This window comes from Bartonella raoultii (genome assembly GCF_019659805.1).
Classification (GTDB): domain Bacteria; phylum Pseudomonadota; class Alphaproteobacteria; order Rhizobiales; family Rhizobiaceae; genus Bartonella; species Bartonella raoultii.
This window is the reverse complement of record NZ_JAIFRO010000001.1, coordinates 217,588-236,864: the sequence shown is the minus strand read 5'-3', so window position 1 is coordinate 236,864 and position 19,277 is coordinate 217,588. Positions and strand designations below refer to the sequence as shown.

The 19,277-nt window shown below is 37.6% G+C and carries 16 protein-coding genes and 1 riboswitch; of the genes, 6 read left to right on the top strand and 10 right to left on the bottom strand.

Annotated elements, in window-relative coordinates; all coding sequences use genetic code 11:
- Positions 1–634 precede the first annotated feature (634 nt).
- The 3 genes from K3248_RS00980 to K3248_RS00970 are packed head-to-tail and all read right to left on the bottom strand — an operon-like array spanning position 635 to position 3,421.
- Complete coding sequence (locus K3248_RS00980) at positions 635–1,606, bottom strand: WD40 repeat domain-containing protein (protein ID WP_220716582.1); 972 nt, start codon at positions 1,604–1,606, stop codon at positions 635–637.
- A gap of 10 nt (positions 1,607–1,616) precedes the next feature.
- The gene (locus K3248_RS00975) at positions 1,617–2,666 is read right to left on the bottom strand and encodes a CobW family GTP-binding protein (RefSeq protein WP_220716503.1); all 1,050 of its coding nucleotides are present in this window, start codon (positions 2,664–2,666) and stop codon (positions 1,617–1,619) included.
- Between the two features lie 11 nt (positions 2,667–2,677).
- Positions 2,678–3,421, bottom strand: a complete 744-nt coding sequence (locus K3248_RS00970; RefSeq protein WP_220716502.1) for a creatininase family protein — start codon at positions 3,419–3,421, stop codon at positions 2,678–2,680.
- 929 nt (positions 3,422–4,350) lie between these two features.
- Here K3248_RS00970 and K3248_RS00965 point away from each other — a divergent pair.
- Complete coding sequence (locus K3248_RS00965; protein WP_220716501.1) at positions 4,351–4,584, top strand: hypothetical protein; 234 nt, start codon at positions 4,351–4,353, stop codon at positions 4,582–4,584.
- A 760-nt stretch (positions 4,585–5,344) separates the two neighbouring features.
- Here K3248_RS00965 and K3248_RS00960 read toward each other — a convergent pair.
- Positions 5,345–6,682, bottom strand: a complete 1,338-nt coding sequence (locus tag K3248_RS00960) for an NAD(P)H-dependent oxidoreductase (protein WP_220716500.1) — start codon at positions 6,680–6,682, stop codon at positions 5,345–5,347.
- Positions 6,683–6,846: 164 nt separating this feature from the next.
- Between K3248_RS00960 and K3248_RS00955 the strand changes: the two genes are divergently transcribed.
- The gene (locus K3248_RS00955) at positions 6,847–7,326 is read left to right on the top strand and encodes a MaoC family dehydratase (RefSeq protein ID WP_220716499.1); all 480 of its coding nucleotides are present in this window, start codon (positions 6,847–6,849) and stop codon (positions 7,324–7,326) included.
- Between the two features lie 5 nt (positions 7,327–7,331).
- On the opposite strand, the gene K3248_RS00950 is transcribed toward K3248_RS00955, so the two are convergent.
- The 3 genes from K3248_RS00950 to K3248_RS00940 are packed head-to-tail and all read right to left on the bottom strand — an operon-like array spanning position 7,332 to position 9,875.
- The gene (locus K3248_RS00950; RefSeq protein WP_220716498.1) at positions 7,332–7,991 is read right to left on the bottom strand and encodes a methionine ABC transporter permease; all 660 of its coding nucleotides are present in this window, start codon (positions 7,989–7,991) and stop codon (positions 7,332–7,334) included.
- On the bottom strand, positions 7,984–9,018 hold the full coding sequence (locus tag K3248_RS00945) for a methionine ABC transporter ATP-binding protein (protein ID WP_220716497.1): 1,035 nt from the start codon (positions 9,016–9,018) through the stop codon (positions 7,984–7,986). Before K3248_RS00945 ends, K3248_RS00950 begins: the two co-directional genes overlap by 8 nt.
- Before the next feature lie 38 nt (positions 9,019–9,056).
- Entirely contained in the window at positions 9,057–9,875 is an 819-nt protein-coding gene (locus K3248_RS00940) for a MetQ/NlpA family ABC transporter substrate-binding protein (protein ID WP_220716496.1), read from the bottom strand.
- Positions 9,876–10,432: 557 nt separating this feature from the next.
- On the opposite strand from K3248_RS00940, the gene K3248_RS00935 reads away from it, so the two are divergent.
- Positions 10,433–11,062, top strand: coding sequence for an SH3 domain-containing protein (locus tag K3248_RS00935; protein WP_220716495.1), 630 nt, complete (start codon positions 10,433–10,435; stop codon positions 11,060–11,062).
- Positions 11,063–11,142: 80 nt separating this feature from the next.
- Here K3248_RS00935 and K3248_RS00930 read toward each other — a convergent pair whose 3' ends face one another.
- The 3 genes from K3248_RS00930 to K3248_RS00920 form a co-directional block, all read right to left on the bottom strand.
- On the bottom strand, positions 11,143–12,174 hold the full coding sequence (locus K3248_RS00930; protein ID WP_220716494.1) for an aspartate-semialdehyde dehydrogenase: 1,032 nt from the start codon (positions 12,172–12,174) through the stop codon (positions 11,143–11,145).
- 1,181 nt (positions 12,175–13,355) lie between these two features.
- Positions 13,356–13,565 (bottom strand): Trm112 family protein, encoded by a 210-nt coding sequence (locus K3248_RS00925; RefSeq protein WP_220716493.1) that lies wholly within the window; start codon positions 13,563–13,565, stop codon positions 13,356–13,358.
- Positions 13,566–13,579: 14 nt separating this feature from the next.
- Complete coding sequence (locus K3248_RS00920; RefSeq protein WP_220716492.1) at positions 13,580–14,242, bottom strand: LON peptidase substrate-binding domain-containing protein; 663 nt, start codon at positions 14,240–14,242, stop codon at positions 13,580–13,582.
- A 487-nt stretch (positions 14,243–14,729) separates the two neighbouring features.
- A riboswitch (glycine riboswitch) is annotated at positions 14,730–14,829 on the top strand.
- Between the two features lie 136 nt (positions 14,830–14,965).
- Between K3248_RS00920 and gcvT the strand changes: the two genes are divergently transcribed.
- The 3 genes from gcvT to gcvP are packed head-to-tail and all read left to right on the top strand — an operon-like array spanning position 14,966 to position 19,258.
- On the top strand, positions 14,966–16,081 hold the full coding sequence (gene gcvT / locus K3248_RS00915) for a glycine cleavage system aminomethyltransferase GcvT (protein ID WP_220716491.1): 1,116 nt from the start codon (positions 14,966–14,968) through the stop codon (positions 16,079–16,081).
- A 7-nt stretch (positions 16,082–16,088) separates the two neighbouring features.
- Entirely contained in the window at positions 16,089–16,457 is a 369-nt protein-coding gene (gene gcvH, locus K3248_RS00910; RefSeq protein ID WP_220716490.1) for a glycine cleavage system protein GcvH, read from the top strand.
- Positions 16,458–16,462: 5 nt separating this feature from the next.
- Positions 16,463–19,258, top strand: a complete 2,796-nt coding sequence (gcvP, locus tag K3248_RS00905) for an aminomethyl-transferring glycine dehydrogenase (RefSeq protein ID WP_220716581.1) — start codon at positions 16,463–16,465, stop codon at positions 19,256–19,258.
- The last annotated feature ends 19 nt before the right edge of the window (positions 19,259–19,277 follow it).

Here is a 19,277-nt window from a genome sequence, read left to right as displayed (position 1 = left end):
TGATACACCTCTCATAAAGAGAATAAATACAAATTGTAATGTTATTGTGTTATTGTTTATTTATATAATTTAAAAATTTATTACGTAAAAACAATATATTAAAGCTATACGGGACATATTATTTTACGTTTTCAGTAAGGCTTAAAAAGAACTTTTATTCTCCATTATGATGATAAATATTTAAAATTTATATGCTCTTAAAGTCTTTCTTTTTAAGATAATAAGATAGATGATTGTGCCGTTTTTTCTGTTTAATCTATATGATATTTTTGAAATATACATGGGGGTGATTAACATCTTGTTGATATAAGCTTTGCGGCTAGGGTTATCCATAAAGCATGATACATCACGATTATAATAAAAGAAAAGCCAAAGTGGCGTTATTAATATCTATCTGTGGTTTAGCAATAAAGAGTTTATAGGATAAGCTTTTAGCGATGTCGTAAGAGGATTATAATTTCGAGACTATTGTTGGGCGCTTGAAGATTCTCTTTAAGAGTAGGAGATAGCGTGAATTAGGAGCTGCTATTTTGTTTTCTGTTTTGTCTTTTTAAAAAGAAAGCAGATTTTTTCACGTATCTTGGAAAGGCTTTTTGCTTGTTGTAAATTGCGCAATATTGTTTTGGGAATGTTTTCATGCTGTGACGTTGATAACCCCACATTCACCACTTTCACTCCCAAAGGCGAGGTTATGTCCTGTTTTATCCCAGTTTAGTGTTGAGATAGCGCTCTTTCCGCAATCTTTTAGAAGAACTTGTTTTCCATCGCCAAAATGTGCACATAAAATCATCCCATCATTAAAGCCTATTGCTACGACTTCTTCACTTGGATGACATGAAACGGTGCTGACAAGCACATTGTTTCGTGTGCCAAGTTCTAGTGGTGTTTTCCCCATGGGGCCATCTTTTGTATGAAAGGGCCAAACAATTGCAGCGGATGCGCCTGATGTTGCTAACCATTTGCCTTTTGCACTCCACGACCAGCTTTTCACTTTGCTTGGATAGCCACTCATGCGTAAATGTTGATGATCGCTAAGGCGCCAGCCGTGGAGGGCGTTTTCTTGCATGGTGGAAATGACATAGCGGTTGTCTGGTGAAAAAGTAACACCACAATGGGCCCCTTTCCAGATCAATGTGGTTGGGGGCGTTTGTGTTGAAAGCCAATGAAGGGTTACACCATTATAATGGGCAACGGCGAGTCGTAAACCTTTAGGAGCAAAAGCAAGACCTTCTACACTGTGTTCATGAAGCAATTCTTCTCTTCCTTTTCCCACATTTGCTACAGTGAGGCGTGCAGAGGAAAAGGCAAAAATATTCTTTGGTCCAAAAGCAACATTGCTGATCCATTTGCGCTCTTGTTTGTCGCATTGTTCTGTACGGCCATCTGCTGTTGTTTGGCAGACTTTTCCATCTTCTCCACCTGTGATGATTGCTGTATTATCAAGAGAAAAATGGCTTGAAATTATTCCTTGGTGGATTTCAAGGATTTGTGGGGTTGGGTTCAAAAAAACGATAGAACCTTCTACAGAAATAAAGGCTGGTTTATTGCCTATAAAACCACAGGAAAGGCAGTAATTTTGAAGATCATAATGGGTAATGCTTGGCATTGCTTCTCGCTTATGTACAGTTTTCAAAACCAGTTTTCAGTTTTTCGCTATCAAGAGTACGGCCAATAAAAACAAGTCGGCTTTCACGGTTTTCACCTTCACGCCATGGACGTTGATGTTGTCCTTCAAGGAGCATGTGTATGCCTTGGATGACATAACGCTCATCATCTCCCTGAAATGCGATAATACCTTTTAAACGCAAAATATCTGGACCTTGTTGCTGCGTAACTTGTTGAATCCATGGAAAAAACTTTTCTGGTTGAAGGGCGCCTGTTTTTAAACTCACAGAAGTGATGGTAACGTCATGCATGGTAGAGCTATGGGAATGTTCATGATCATGTGTGCACTCAGGTCCACATACATGGTTTGCATGTTGTTGGTTAAGCGTTGAATGTTGTGGAGCGAGAAAATGAGGATCATTTTCTAAAATGCGTTGCAGGTCAAAGGCACCACGGTTAAGGAGTTTCTCAAGAGAAATATGGGCGCGCTCTGTTTCATAAAGAATGGCGTGGGGGTTAATTGCCAGAATGAGTAATTTCACATGGTCACGCTCTTGCGTACTGACAAGATCAATTTTATTTAAGAGAATAATATCAGAGAAAGCAATTTGCTCTTCAACTTCACGGCTTTTTTTTAATTGAAGCGGAAAATGTTTTGCATCAACAACGGCTATCACACTATCGAGAGCTGTTTTTTCATGGATTGCATCATCCATAAAAAAAGTTTGTGCAACAGGAACGGGATCGGCAAGCCCTGTTGTTTCTATAATGATTGCATCAAACCGATGCGCGCGTTGCATCAAACTTTCCAAAACACGAATAAGATCACCGCGCACAGTACAGCAAACACAGCCATTATTCATTTCATAAATTTCTTCGTCTGATTCAATAATAAGATCATTATCGATACCAATTTCACCAAATTCATTGACAATAACGACGTAACGTTTGCCATGATTTTCGCTAAGAATGCGATTGAGAAGAGTCGTTTTTCCAGATCCAAGATAGCCGGTGAGAACTGTAACAGGAAGTTTATTGGACCTATTTTGTATCGTTTCCATGAGGGGGCCTTTTATTGTAATGCATTTATTTCAAATCGCTTGATATCATTAAGTAAATCACGAAGTCCGCTTAAAACATGCGTAAAAATTGCTTCTCCTGCTTTTGAGGTTGCTTGGCTTGCGTTACCGGCTGCTCCTTGGGGATTAAGATCACGCATTGTCCATCCAAAAGCATGCGGGCCATAAGCGCGTAAATAGTGATAATTGGCAATCATGTCAGCTTGCTTATTATGAAAATTTTTTGCCTTTTCCATATGCACTTTTTCTGGGGCTAAATACAGCATTAAAGAGGTTTCGATAAAGCCACCATGGATATCAAGATGTTGTTGAGAGGGCTCCATGAAACCTTTTGGAAGACCAAAACGACTCCAGCTTGTTGCTACCGCAAGCATTGAAAAACGTCTGCGTAATTCAGTGATAACAATACTCATTAAAGGAGAATTTCCTCCATGTGCGTTGAGAAGAAGAAAACGTTTGATGCCTTTACGATAACAATTCTCACCAATATTGATCCAGCGTTTTATCGCATCAGAAAAGGTTAATGTTTTTGTGCCCATAACATCCATATGTTCACTTGAATAACCAATTTTTTCAACCGGTAAGAGTGCAATATGAAATTGTTCTTTTGTTTGTAACGTGAGTGCTTTTGCAAAAGATTCAGCTATAATCCAGTCGGTTTCAAAGGGAAGGTGATTTCCATGATATTCGTGTGCACCTAAGGGTAACAAAGCGAGAAAAGGTGTGTTGGATACCATATTTATTGCCTAAAAAAATTAAGAGAGACAAAGAAATTAAAAGAAGTGGATTACTTTCTTTTAGTTTAATTGATCTGTGCGAGAAACGCAAATAAGAGCGTTTTCATATCAGATATGGATGTGAAAGAAAGTCATGCTTTCATGATAAAAATATTCTCTATTCTTTCAGATCATTATCGGAATATTCAAGAATGCTCTCTATCGCGGTGTTATTTTGAAATGCTCTTCTATCTTTTTAAATTGTCATTTTAAAGAGTATAGCTCTTTCATAAAAAATGAAAAAGGTTTTCTTTCTTTATTGAGAAATTCAACTGAGAGAAAGTTATGAATTTTTTTATGCTTACATTTGCATGTATTTCTATTATTTCTGACAGGTAAAAGAAATCTAAGGAATAAGCACTGGTAAAGATTTTTAGTCAAAATTGTGAAAGTTGTTTTGCTGAAATAGCTTTAAATCCTCTTCAAAAGCAAAGAAAGATTTGTTTTATGCCCATCAGTGATGAAAAATGTTGTTCTGATAGAGAGAAAGAGTAGTAAAGAAAGCTTTGTTTGCATCGAAAATTGAATATTTCTTTTTCATTTATGTAAAGAGTGCATCTGTTCATAGTTTTATGAAAATAATACTCTATGAAGTGAGCGATTACATCTATTGCATTCTATAAAAGAAGCTTCATATTCTTTAATCATTCGGTTTTTTAGTCAATTAAAATTATGTTTTTTTATGTCTTTACATATAATACATAATGTATTATTATTACCGTAGATATTAAATATAAGTTTCGTTTTTTATATATATAAATATTCTTTCAATTTTTCAGTAAAGAAAAAGAGGAGCAAAGAAAGCTATGTTTAAAATATTTAAAAATCGTCTTTTTTATTTATTTGTATAATATCTATTCTTTTTTCTAAATGCACTAGAGGGATGAAACATGCATCTTATGAAAGATAAACTTCAAAAGAAAAAGGCGGTTTCTGTTGTTGTCTTAGAAAAAGGAACTGTTTTGGGAGCAGTGGATTTGGCTATTCTTCACGATGGTGAAAAGACAAGAGCGTTCACTTTTGATAATATTGAAAAAATAGCTTTATGTACATTCTTTTTGAGCAATATAAGCGTTATTTTATGGTATTGTGCTTTAACAACAGGGATATATTGGGCACTATAGTATCTATGTGGACATTATTCGTTTAAATATCTGCAAAGCTGAGCTGTTGATTGTTTTTATTTTGTGCATCATTTCAGTATTTTGATAAAGCATATAGGGCAAGACAGCTGTCTTTGGAAAGAGGAAGCGCGTTGTGAAAATAAGAGGGAATATTTTTTACAAAATGTACCAATAAATATGAAACATCGTTTCCTTTTTCTTTGTTGTAAAAAATAATTGTAAGTTTTCTCAAACAGCTTGATTTTGCTGTTTGTAAAAATGCTCTTTTCGTAACAATGCATATATAAATATATCTGCATTGCTCTTTCTGTTTTTATTGGGTTTTATAGCTTTTAAAACTATTGCCAATAGTTTTAAAATATCCTTTTCTATTTTTAGGGTGTTTGTCATTCCACAGCTTATGAACGCACTTTTTTGAGAAAAAGAGTTGAGTCCTCTTCGTTTATTTCATGTCATTTTTTGTAAAGGGTGTAAGGAAAGATCTATTGTTGCTTATACAGCCTTCCATTTATATAAGAGGAAAATCGGCTTTTTATTCTTTTGATCAGCCTCTCTTTTGTTTCCTATTTTGCATTAAGCTGGTCGATAAAAGAATATGGATAAACAGATCAGTCATAGGGACTTTTGCTGTATAAAGAGCTGTTTTTAAGTTTTGTAGGAGAGGGGAAATTAAGAAAATCTTTTTATCTTTTGTATGCTTATTTAAGAGGTAAAATAAGGAAGTTTCTTTATCTTTTAAGGAATGACAATAAAAGCTTTCTTACGTATGCGAGAGAGGTGAAGGATGATTCAACAAAAGATCTTGTTTCATACGAAGACGTGCAATCCACTGATCTTCACGAATGCTTGTATTGTGTTTGGTGATGAGTTCATTTTTTTTAATTTCCGCTGTAACGGTTGCTTTTTCTAAGAGTCCACAAGGAATGGCTTGGTGCATGCATGCTTCTGCATAGTTCATGATCCAAGCACGATAACTATAAAGACCGATGAAGTCTAATTGATCACCAGGATATAAATCTTTTTTTGCAACAGCGCAGACTTCTGCTACCGGGTGGTGAAGAGGAGCCATATCTTGTTTGCCATAAAGCATAATGCGTGCACAGGTTAGGGGGACTTCCATGGCTGTTAAATGATAGGGACGATGAAAAGTAAAGTAAGGACCCTGACCAATTTTTAAATCTTCCATACGTTCACGCAGACGTGGATGAGCTATTTCTGCAATAACAAAAACACCTGGGGAAACACCCTGACCTGTTGAGTAATCCACAACACCATATTGCGTTAAAATACCACCATCTCTTTTTGGGATAAGCACTTTGTTTAAATCTTGAAGTGCTGCTTTTGGACCATGCATTCCAGAACAATCGGGAATAAGCCCAGTGGCATTGGCAATGGCTGCCATTTCCACCATTGTTTTAGAGCCATCAATAAATTCAACGAGCATGCGCACATTCATATTCCGTTGAAGGGCTTCTTCTTCATACATATCAGGTGTGGCATCAAAGAAAAGGGGATTGTTTTTTCCTTTTCCAGCTGCCACAATTTTATGCCCAAGGGCGGAAACAAATTCGATGAGCTCCATGCAAGAAGTAGGTTCGTCACCAGCACCAAGTGTATAAATAAGGCCTCGTTTTTCTGCTTCATGTTTCAGATAAGCGCCAATCGTAACGTCTGCTTCAACATTCATCATGACAAGATGTTTATGATTTTCAAGCGCTTTGAAGCCAATTTCTGCTCCAGCTTCAGGATAGCCTGTTGCATCAACGATAATGTCAATTTGTTCGTGGCGTAAAACAAGATCAATATCATTTGTTGCTGCAATAAAACCTTTTTCAATGGCTTGTGAAAGGGCATGGGCATTTTCAACTTCACGTACATGCCCATCTTCGCCATAGGCGAGTGTTGCGGCCTCAAAAATACGGGATGGAGTTCTTGAGGCAACAGCGGCAATTGTTATGCCATCCATATGCGCAATAGTTGAAAGCAAATCAGTTCCCATTTCTCCACAGCCAATCAGCCCAATACGAATAGGGGGGTGGTTTTCGGCACGCCGCTTTAAATCACGTGCTAAACCTGTAAGGCTCACATTGCTTGCCATTTTTTTTTCCCATTTGAAAATTACCTTAACGCAAAAAACGTTTCTTCATGTAAGGTGCGTTGCTTTGAAAAAAGCGCATCTTTTATTCTTGATGCTCTAATCAATGGGCTTTATAAAAGCAAGAGGTGAGGAGTACTTTTATCAAATAAAACAGGAAGAATGGTATGCAGCGGAAAATAGCAATACAAGAAGTCATTGGTTTTATTGGAAAAGAAATAGGCGTTTCTCAATGGCGTCTTGTTACGCAGGATATGATTAACCAATTTGCATGTGCAACGGATGATCATCAATGGATCCATGTTGATGCAGAAAGAGCTAAAAAAACACCTTTTGGTGGTACTATTGCGCATGGCTTTTTAACCTTATCTCTTTTATCTGCATTTGCTTATGAAGCTCTTCCAGAGTTAGAAGGAACAAAAATGGGGATTAATTATGGTTTTGATAAAGTACGCTTTATGAGTCCAGTAAAAACAGGAGCGCGTGTACGTGCACGTTTTGTTTTAGATAATGCTGAGATTCGTCCTTCTGGCCGCGTTGTTTTTCACTATGGTGTTACAGTGGAAATTGAACAGTTGAAAAAACCAGCTCTTACTGCCCAATGGCTTGTTGTTGCTATGGTTGAGGCAAAACACGTAAGCGCTTAATTTTTTTAATGCTTTGTTTTGTCAAGCTTTTGTACAATTTTGTCAGAAGTCCATTGGGTGATTACATTGAGAAGAATCAAAAGGATGATGACGATTGTCATGATGGAGGTATTATAACGTTGGTATCCGTAGCGGATTGCCATATCGCCCAAGCCTCCTCCACCAAGATATCCAGCAAGTGACGTGGCTCCAAGGAGAGAAATAACCATGACTGTGAAGCCTGTAATCAAGCTCGGGAGTGCTTCAGGAATGAGAACATATCTAATAATTTGAAAACGATTTGCCCCCATGGAGCGAACAGCTTCAATAAGGTTTTTTTCAACGGTTTTAAAAGAAAGCTCTGCCATTCGTGCATAAAAAGGAATCGCAGAAATGGTCAAAACAAAAATAACGGAAGGTATTCCTACACCTCTGCCTACAACAATACGGGTAATAGGGAGAAGGTAAAATGCAAGGATAATGAAGGGAATTGCACGAAGACTATCTATGATAATGCTTAAGGGGCGATTGATAAGACATGAGGAAAAAATTCCTCCACGTGCGGTTGTATATAGCAGAAGACCAAGAGGAAGACCTATAATGAGTGCCATTAAAGAGGCACTGATTGTCATAAATATTGTATCTAAAACGGCATTGGGAAGTTCATAAGAGAGAACATTATACATAACCTAAAACCTCACAATATCGTCCTTTTTGGTTCAACCATTGGATGGCTTTTTCAAAAGTTTCTTTATTTTGAGCGGGAAGACCTAAAAAAAGTCGTCCGATGGTTTCTCCTTGTACTGTATCAATACCACCATGTAGAATACGCGCTCTTATACCAATTTCATCTTCTAACAGATGAAGAAAAGGCTGTTGCGTAATTTTACCTGCAACATTGATTTCAACAACTGCTTCTTGCCCTGTGGGTTTAAGATTTTTCGCAAACTTCTCTGGAAGTTGTGGCGTAACCAGCTTGAGCATGGCGATGGTTGTATCATCTTGAGGAGAGGTAAAAATATCTTTCACACGTCCTTCTTCTACAATGCGTCCTTGATTGAGGACAACAACACGATGTGCAATTGTGCGCACAACCTCCATTTCATGGGTAATAAGCACAATAGTCAAGTTAAGGCGCGTATTAATATCAGCAAGAAGTTCTAAAATAGATTGCGTTGTTTCAGGATCAAGAGCAGAGGTTGCTTCATCAGATAACAATATTTTAGGATTAGCAGCCAGAGCCCGAGCAATGCCGACACGTTGTTTTTGTCCTCCTGATAATTCTACAGGATAACAATATTCTTTTCCAGATAATCCTACTAATTCAATAAGTTCAAGAGCACGGTTATGACGTTGCTTTTTGTTAACACCGCTTAATCTCAGTGGTAATGCAATGTTATCAAGAATATTTTGAGAGGATAAAAGATTAAAATGTTGAAAAATCATTCCAATACGTTGACGGTAAGGGGCCCATTTTGTCTCTGACAAACTTGAAACATTTACATCTTCAAAAAAGATAGATCCTGCGTCAATTTTTTCTAATCCATTTAAACAGCGGATAAGCGTTGATTTTCCAGCTCCACTACGTCCAATAATACCAAGGATTTCACCTTTATGGATATTGAGAGATAAATTATCAACAGCAGGAATACCAGCCGTCTTATGAAAGCAACGGCTGATATTTTTTAAAGAAATAAGAACGGGTTTTTCCATTCGTCATTACCAAGATGTTTTAAGGGGCTGAGATATTATTACCAAGATGTTTGTGCTGCTGGACCAAAAACTTCTTTGATTTTTGCACGAACAGGTTCGCTATTATAAGCGGCAACTAATTTCTTAACCCATGGAGCATCTTTGTCGCTGGTACGCACAACAATAATATTATTATAAGGGTTATTGTCTGCTTTTTCCCATGCAACAACATCTTTTTGTAAGTTTAATCCAGAGACCAATGCCCAATTGGTATTAATAACAGCAATGTCAAAATCATCAATTGCGCGCCCTAACATACCGGCATCTAATTCACGAATTTTCAAGTTCTTAGGATTTTCAATAATATCAAGTGGAGATGCAAGGATATCGTGCGGGTCTTTTAATTTAATGAGACCTAGAGAGTGGAGAAGAAGTAAAGCTCTTCCACCATTTGACGGATCGTTAGGAATGCCAACATCTGCTCCATCCCGTAATTCTTTTAATGATTTTATTTTGTGTGAATAAACACCAATAGGGGTAATAAATGTATAGCCAGCAATGGAAAGTTTATAACCACGCTGTTTTATTTGATTATTGAGATAAGGGGTATGCTGAAAAGCATTTGCATCAATCTCTCCTGCGTTTACGGCATCGTTAGGCAAGGTATAATCAGAAAAATAAATAAGTTCAATATTTAAACCAGCCTTTTTTGCTTCTTGCGCAGCAACTTTCCAGATAGTTGCTTCTTGTCCTTCCATAACACCCAATTTGATATTGGATTTATCTGCGGCCATGGAAAAGGCAGTTGACAAAAAGAGTATAAAGAAAGAAACGAGTAATCCGATTTTAGTTGGGCGAAAAAATTCTTTTAATGTCATATGTCTCTCTCTTTCTTTTTGTTTTAGAGATTTTTTTGAGGAAAGATCTCATAGCTTTTATAATTCTTTGCGAAACCTTGAGGATATAAAAGCTTTATAGAATGTTCAATCTTTTTATTTAAAAATAGAGTTTTTCTTTTTAATAAAGTCTTTTTCAAGCAAATAGTATATGTGAACTCAAATTTTTTCCAATTCAAGTAATAAATTTGGGGGCAGTAAGTTTTTTTCGGGAACAAATAGCACGTTCAAAACTTCTTTACGTTATGTGATGGTGGTTTCGAAGGGCTGTAAGCTTAGAAAATAAGTGTGAAAATTTTGTTTTTGAATGCTCGTGATCTATCCATCAAGAGACGTCCTTGAAAACAATAATCTATGGAGTGTGATGTTGCCATAAAAGCAATATGGCATGCATTGTGAAAGCAATTTGAGAATAGGGGGAGAATTTAAAAAGCATTTTTTTCAAAATGTGCTGAGGTCTTTAAGGATAAAGAAGAAATCACCACTGGATTGAAATATGGCAAATCTTTTGCCCTTCATACTTTAGGAGAGGAAAAACAATGGTCAATAAGAACTTTTTATCAACAACAATGATTTTGTTAACTTTGGGGGGAGCAGGACTTGGCGTGTCTTCGTCTTATAGCATTGCTGGAACAGCGGCCTATGTCAGAGAAAATCATGCGGTTTTACGGACAGGCCCAGCGACAGCCTATAAAGTTATCACGACGGTTCCAACTGGCGCAAAAGTGCAAATTAATGGCTGTCTTTCTAATAAAAATTGGTGTTTTTTACATTATAAAGGAAAGGCTGGTTGGGTATTTGCACGTTTTTTAAATGTCAATCATATTCCTACAGTTTCTTTTACAAAGACCCGTATGATACCAAGTTCTAAGATGATAGTGCAAAAGGAAAAAGTAAAACAACCTACGTCTGGTTTTAAAGCTTTAAAGGTCCCGCAAAAAACAAAGAAACATGTGCAAAAATCGTATAGAAAAGATCTCATTATCGATTCTACGGGCGTAAAAAAAAGGGATGAACGTGCAATTTTTAATCCATCACCAAAGGCACAAAATATTTCTGTCAAGCATGTAACGGCTTATAATCCTTTTTTCCCTGATGATGTCAATTTTAAAAACTTTGAACGCAATGAAACACGTTACCGCATTATAACCTATCCTAGCAGTCTATAAAGTGAAAAAATAAGCGCTTTCATAGGATAGAAACAAGATGGCAGCATCAAGCATTTTTTGTTTCATGCTGCCTTTTTTATTTAGTGTGTTGCTTTTGGTTTTATCAAATGACGAGAAATAAGTAATTCAGCAATTTGAATAGCATTTAATGCAGCACCTTTTCTTAAGTTATCCGCAACAATCCAAAAAGCTAATCCATTTTCAACGGTGATATCTTCACGTACACGGCTAATAAAAGTGTCATCTTCTCCTGTGCATTCATAGGGTGTTATGTAGCCACCATCTTCGTGTTTATCAATAAGTTGACATCCAGGCGCATCACGCAGAAGAGTTTGTGCTTCATGGGCACTTAAGGGTTTTTCAAATTCAACGTGAACAGCTTCAGCATGACCGATAAAAACAGGAACGCGGACAGCCGTGGCTATTAATTTGATTTTAGGATCAAGAATTTTTTTTGTCTCTACTGTCATTTTCCACTCTTCCTTTGTAGAGCCATCTTCCATGAAAACATCAATATGGGGGATGACGTTAAAGGCAATTCGTTTGGTGAATTTTTTCATTGAGATTGGATCGGCAACAAAAACGGCTCGCGATTGTTCAAAAAGTTCATCCATCCCTTCTTTTCCAGCTCCTGAAACCGATTGATAAGTCGATACAACGATACGTTTAATGCTTGCTGCATCATGGAGAGGCTTTAAAGCTAAGACAAGTTGAATTGTCGAACAATTAGGATTTGCGATAATATTCCGTTTGGAAAATAACCCGATTGCATCTGGATTTACTTCAGGAACAATTAACGGAATATTGGCATCATAACGCCAAGTGGATGAGTTATCAATAACGATACAGCCGGCAGCAGCAATTTTAGGTGCATATTCTTTAGAGATGCTTCCTCCCGCAGACATGAGACAGAGATCGGTGTTGGAAAAATCATAGCTATCAAGTGCTTTGACTTTTAAAGTTTTATCACCATAAGAAACCTCTTGCCCTAATGAGCGTCGTGATGCTAGAGGAACAACTTCATGAGCAGGAAAACCACGCTCTTCTAAAATTGTGAGCATTTCACGACCAACATTTCCTGTTGCGCCAACAACTGCAACTTTAAAACTCATTTTTTCATACTCCTATTCCTCTTCATGTTTCTTCTCTCGGGCTATACTCAGGAGAAGGTAAGTTGGTCAAGGACTATTTAAGCAAAGTGCTGTTTTTACAAATAATTGCTGCTGGCTTTTTGAGAGTTAAGAAAATCGAAATATTTTATGATCAATTCTATGAAGGGTACTTGATCACTATAGCAATTGAGGCTGTAATTTTAGAATTTTTTTAGCATTTCTCTCTTCTTTTTTTGAAGATATTTGAATTTTGTTTCTCTTATATTGCGATGATGAAATTTTTTATCTTTTATGTAAAGGATCAGTTTTTTATAAAAATATTCCTGTGTTTTTTTCAAAGTTGTGTTTAGTGCTTTTTTGTTTTCTTTGGATCTTAAAGAAGCTTTTCATTGTTGGGTAAGGATGTTTAGCAAAGAAAGCTTTCATGTAAGATAGATTCAATTTCTTGTAAATGTCTTGCACTTACACGCTTTTATTCTTTTCTCATATTTTGGATTTGTTGGAAAGTTATGCTTCAACAGTCGCCTCATTGTTTTTGAGAAAGCTGCATGTTTTGATAAAGAATATAAGCATCTTTTTAATCAAAAAGCGCTTTACAAAAGCAAATATGTTAGGATGTTTTCATAAACGTATAAACGTATAAACGTATAAACGTATAAACGTATAAAGAAACTTTTTATTTAAAAAGGAAGCAGGGGGGAGATGAGTCTTTTATGGTTTTTTTGACCTTTTTCTGTAGGATTTTTGAAATTACATATTATCCTTTTGTGGTTTCTATGGTGTTGAATGTCTTTCAAATTATGATTTTGAGTATGTGCAAAAAAGCATTTAAAGTTTTTTATAGAGAGAGAGTGTTCTGATAACGTAAGATTCTTTTGCTTCAAGTTTATCTATGTTGAGTTCATTAAAAGCATTTGTTTATAGGTTATAAGAGGGGGGGTATGGGTAATTTAATAAGGTAAGATGAAATGACTTTCATGAAGCGTTTGAATGTAAAGGGGTGTAGCAACATTGGAGGGCAAATATAATGCTGTTGCTGATTATTCTTTATGAAGAATGGGCATACAGGAAAGTGTCTTAAGAAAATTGTGACGTATAATGGTATAAAAATAAGAAAAAAGGCAATTTGGGGGTAAAAAGTCTTGCAAATAATGCGCTATAACAAACACAATATATGAGGATTATCTATTTTTATGGAGAGCTTTTTCATTATGCTTTAAAGGACGTGCTTCTGAGGTAAGCATAATAGGGATGCCGTCACGAATAGGATAGGCAAGTTTTGCTTTGAGTGAAATTAATTCTTGTGTTTGAGGGTTGAAAGAAAGGGTTCCGCCTGTAATGGGGCAGACAAGCAATTCGAGCATTTTAGGGTCAGTGATCATTTTTTTCATATTGTTTCATGTTATCAATTTAAATGATAATCTGTTCCTGTTTGTTTCATGAGGGAACGCTCTGTGAGAGCGAGAAGAGTTTGAGCGCGGCTTCTAAGATCTGGTGCCTCCAGAAGTGCTTGTTTTTCTGCTGGTGTAAAGGGGATCAGAGCTGAAAAAGCATTCACTAATATCGGCGTGGGAGCTTGGATGATACTGCTCCAATTATATTCCATATCATGAAGAGTGAGATATTTCTCAACAATATTGAGCAAGCTTTCTCGATGAATGCTTTCTGTAATATCTGGTTCATGTAAATCTTTTATATTTGATTGGATACGGGCTGTTCGATAAGATTTTGTGTTGACCAATTCTTGCTCTAAAGTGAAGCGGCAAACACCTTGTAATATAATGAAAAGATTTCCATTTCCTGTTTCGCTGTAGTTCGTAATACGCCCTATACAGCCTATTTTGTACAATTGTGCAGAAAAGCGATCTGTATCTGATGAAAGAGGTTGAATGATTCCTAAAAGACGATTGGATACCATAACGTTTTCAACCATTTCAAGTGATTCTGGTTCAAAAATGTTAAGTGATAAAAAACCGCCCGGAAGTAAAAGAGCACCTTCTAAAGGAAAAAGAGCAATTTGCTTTGGAAGATCATTTTCGCAATTATAATAAATATTGCCAGCTTTCATGAGTATTTTATAACCTTTATTAATGAAGTTGGATTAAGTCAATAACTGTCATTTATGACACTATTGAGAGAGAAAAGTTTAAAGATAAAGAAAACCCAACCTCTTGTGTGTTAAGATTATACTTGTAAAATACTTGAAGTTCTTTCTCATAGAAAATATGAAACTCCGTGATTATAACTTGGGCGTACAAAAAAAGATCTTATAAGGAAAGAGATTGCTTTATAACCCTTAATTTACGCACAATGTATGCATGAAATTTTACCTTATTTAAAAGGATATTTCATTTATGCCCTCATAATTTCTTTCTAAAATTTATTAAAATATGACTCTTTGCATCCTTCATAAAATTTGATAGAGCGCTATTATAAATCCTTTAAAATAGTCTACGCAAGTTTAAAAATACGTGTTTTCCTCACTTTACTGATGACAGTGTTATAAAGATGGGTTATAAAGCAAGGTGTCAGAAAGAGCGTTATCGTTTTTTTCATTTTTTTTTGCGGGAGAGTACAGATTGCTTCTTTTTGCATTTGTCGCCGAAGGGGAAAATAGCCCATAATCTCTCAGGCCCTAAGGACCGTAAAAGAAAAAAGACAAGTCTGGAAAGTCGGGAAAATCCGCGCCGAAGGTGTAAGCGAAAACTTTTTTCGTAAGTCTCTCAGGTTAGTAACAGAAGGGGCAGACAGGGCCATGTTTTGTGGTCGTTAATACGAATTTGGAGATATTATGGGCACACCACAAAATTTTGATACATCTTCTTTAAAAGCACTTCCTTTATATTCTTTTCATGAAAAAGCTGGAGCCAAATTTGGTGCTTTTGCAGGTTGGCGGATGCCTTTAACTTATCCTCTTGGTGTTTTAAAAGAACATCTTCATACGCGTTCGCATGCAGGGCTTTTTGATATTTCTCATATGCAATTGATTGCTGTTGAGGGGCCACAGGCTGTAGAGTTTTTATCTTATGCTTTGCCAGTAAATGCCGCACTGTTTAAAATTGGTCAATCACGGTATAGCTATTTGCTTAATGAGCAGGCGGGTATTATTGATGATATGATCCTTACCCGTGTCGCAGAGGACCGCTTTATGCTGGTCGCAAATGCTGGTAATGCACATACAGATTTTGTCGAGCTTGAAAAACGTGCTGTTCATTTTGAATGCCATGTGATTGCCCTTGAAAGGGTTCTGCTTGCTCTTCAAGGTCCTGAAGCAGCCGCTGTGATAGCTGATGCAGGTTTGCCAGGTAATGAATTGTTGTTTATGCAAGGATTTGAACAACAAGATTGGTTTATCACACGTTCTGGTTATACAGGAGAAGATGGCTTTGAAATTGCTTTGCCCATAGGGCATGCACATACATTAGCTGAAACATTGCTCAGAGATTCTCGCGTTGAGTGGATTGGTCTTGCAGCGCGCGATAGTCTTCGGTTAGAAGCAGGGCTGTGCTTGCATGGGAATGATATTACCACTGAAACAACGCCCATTGATGCTGCACTTACATGGGCTGTTCCTAAAACTGTGCGAGAAAAAGCACAGTTTTATGGAGCAAAAGCTTTTCTGGAAGCTCTTGAAAAAGGACCTTCGCGTTGTCGTGTTGGCTTAAAACCACATACACGTCAACCCGTTCGTGCCGGTGCAGTGCTTCTTGATGATGAAGGTCATCAGATTGGGGTGGTAACATCAGGTGGTTTTGGTCCCTCTTTTGATGGTCCTATTGCAATGGGATATGTTCCAGTTGCTTTGAAAGCGGAAGGAACACAGGTCTTTACAGAACTGCGTGGTAAAAAAATTACATTGTCGGTTCATTCACTTCCTTTTGTAGAACAGCGTTATTTTAAAGGATAATTTTTTTATGTCTAAAACTTATTTTACACAAGATCATGAGTGGCTTAACGTGGAAGGACAAGTGGTTACGGTTGGAATTACACATTATGCTCAAGAGCAGTTAGGGGATTTGGTTTTTATTGATTTGCCACAAAAAGGGACAAAACTTTCTAAAGGTGATGCTGCTGCTGTGGTGGAATCGGTGAAAGCAGCCTCTGATGTGTATGCTCCTCTTGATGGTGAGGTGGTGGAGAGTAATGGGGCATTGGCAAATCGTCCTGAATTAGTAAATCAGAAAGCTGAAACAGAAGGCTGGTTATGGAAAATGACATTGCAGGATGAAACGCAACTTGAAGGCTTGCTTGATGAGGCTGCTTACAAAGCACTGATTGGATGAGTGCTATGCAAAAACGTCATTTTTCTTCTCGACACATTGGGCTTCGTCCTGATGAAACACAAAAAATGCTTGATGTTTTGGCGCTCGATTCTTTGGAAACACTCGTTTCTCAAGCTGTTCCTCATTCTATTCGTTTAGAACGTTCACTTGATCTGCCAAAAGCCGCCAGTGAAGAGTACGCTTTAAGCGAACTTGCTGAGATCATGGGCCGTAATAAAGTATATAAAAGTTTTATTGGGCAAGGATATCATGGAACTTACGTTCCTCCTGTTATTTTGCGAAATCTTTTTGAAAATCCAGCATGGTATACTGCTTATACGCCTTATCAAGCAGAAATTAGCCAAGGTCGCTTAGAGCTCTTATTTTATTTTCAGACATTGATTAGTGAACTTACTGGCTTGCCTGTGGCAGCGGCTTCTCTTCTTGATGAAGCAACCGCTTTAGCTGAAGCGATTGCTATGGCTTGCCGTTTTACACGTGGAAAAAAAATAAAAATTTCTCTTCAAAGTCTTTTGCATCCACAGACCTTGAGTGTTGTACAAACACGTGCTGAAACACAAGGTCTTCAGGTAAGCCAAAATGGTGAAATTTGTTCTCATACAGCGGCAATTGTTCTGTCTTGGCCTGATACAAAAGGTTTTTTTCATGATTATAGTGAAGTCATAAAAGAGGCAAAAGAAAAAGGAGCGCTCGTTATTGTCGTTGCAGATCCTTTGGCTCTTACTCTTATGGAAGCACCAGCAAAATGGGGCGCAGATATTGTTGTCGGTTCAATGCAGCGTTATGGTGTTCCAATGGGGTTTGGGGGACCACATGCCGGTTACCTTGCGGTTAGTGATGCGTTAACACGTCTTATTCCAGGGCGCATTGTGGGGCAATCTGTGGATACAAAAGGGCGCATTGGGTTTCGTTTAGCATTGCAAACACGAGAACAACATATTCGGCGCGATAAAGCAACGTCAAATATTTGTACAGCACAAGCTTTGTTGGCAAATATGGCAACTGCTTATGCTGTGTGGCATGGTCCACAAGGCTTACAGGAAATTGCGCAGCGTGTTCATCATTTAACATGTTGTTTTGTTGCTGCTTTAGAGGATGCAGAGATTCTTTGTGAAGGTGAATATTTTTTTGATTGTGTTAGTGTTTTTGTAAAGGGAAAAGCACGAGAAATTGCCCAGAAAGCGAAAAAAAATGGACGGTTGGTGCGTATTCTTGATGATGACAGAATTGCTATAAATTTTGATGAATTGTCAACACAAGAGGATGCCCATGCTTTAGCAAAACTTTTTGGTGCACAATTGGTTGATCAAGCTTCTTCACGACTTTGGGGAGAAAGACGTGATGCGACTTTTCTTTCTCAGCCTTTTTTTCATGCTGTACATTCAGAGACAGATATGATGCGTTTCTTGCGTCGTTTGGCTGATAAAGATTTGGCATTAGATCGAGCAATGATCCCACTTGGTTCTTGTACGATGAAGCTTAATGCAGCAGCTGAACTGATGCCTTTGACTTGGCCTACGGTGGCTGATATCCATCCTTTTGTTTCCAACGAAGATGCGGTAGGTTATCAGGAAATAATTCATCAGTTAAATACATGGTTGTGTGAAATTACAGGATTTTCGCAAGTTTCTTTTCAGCCAAATTCTGGCGCTCAAGGAGAATATGCGGGATTATTGGCAATTCGACGATATTATCAAACGCGTGGGGAACATCAGCGCACCGTTTGCCTTATTCCTGCTTCAGCACATGGTACGAACCCAGCTTCAGCGCATATGGCAGGTATGGAAGTCGTTGTCGTGAAGTGCTCAAGTGATGGCGATGTTGATGTTGATGATCTTAAAATGAAAGCACAATTGCATAAGGATCATTTAGCTGCTCTCATGATTACCTATCCTTCAACCCATGGTGTTTATGAGGAAAATATTAAGGAAATTTGCTCTCTTATTCATGAAAATGGAGGACAAGTATATTTTGATGGTGCAAATCTCAATGCGCTTGTTGGACTTGCGCGTCCAGCAGATATTGGAGCCGATGTCTGTCATATGAACCTTCATAAAACATTTGCAATTCCTCATGGTGGTGGGGGACCTGGTGCTGGTCCGATTGGAGTTGCAGCGCATCTTAAACCGTTCTTGCCAGGGCATGTGCAAGAGAAAACGACACATGCGGTTTCTGCAGCTCCTTATGGAAGTGCCTCTCTTCTTATCATTACTTGGATGTATATTCGAATGATGGGGGCGGATGGCTTAAAATATGCAACGCAAATAGCAATTTTGAATGCCAATTATATTGCAGCACGTCTTTCTCAGGCTTATTCTATTCTTTATCGTGGTAAAAATGGTCGTGTGGCTCATGAATGTATTGTGGATACACGTGTGTTGAAAGAAAAGTATGAGGTGAGCGTTGATGATATTACAAAACGTTTAATTGACTATGGATTTCATGCACCAACAATGTCATTTCCTGTTCCTGGGACTTTGATGATTGAGCCAACCGAATCAGAACCAAAGGCAGAAATTGATCGTTTTTGTGACGCTTTGCTCTCTATTGCTGAAGAAGCACAAAAAATTGGTAGCGGTGTTTGGCCAAAAGATAATAATCCGTTGGTTAATGCTCCCCATATATTGGTGGATACCTTAGATGATGCTTGGGCGCGCCCTTATTCGCGACAAGAGGCTGCTTTTCCTAATAGTTTTCTTGATCCAGCACATAAATATTGGGCTCCTGTCTCCCGTATCGATAATGTTGCTGGAGATAAAATGCTTATTTGTTCTTGTCCTCCATTAGGTAATAGCTATTAAATTGAGCAGATCTTTTCAA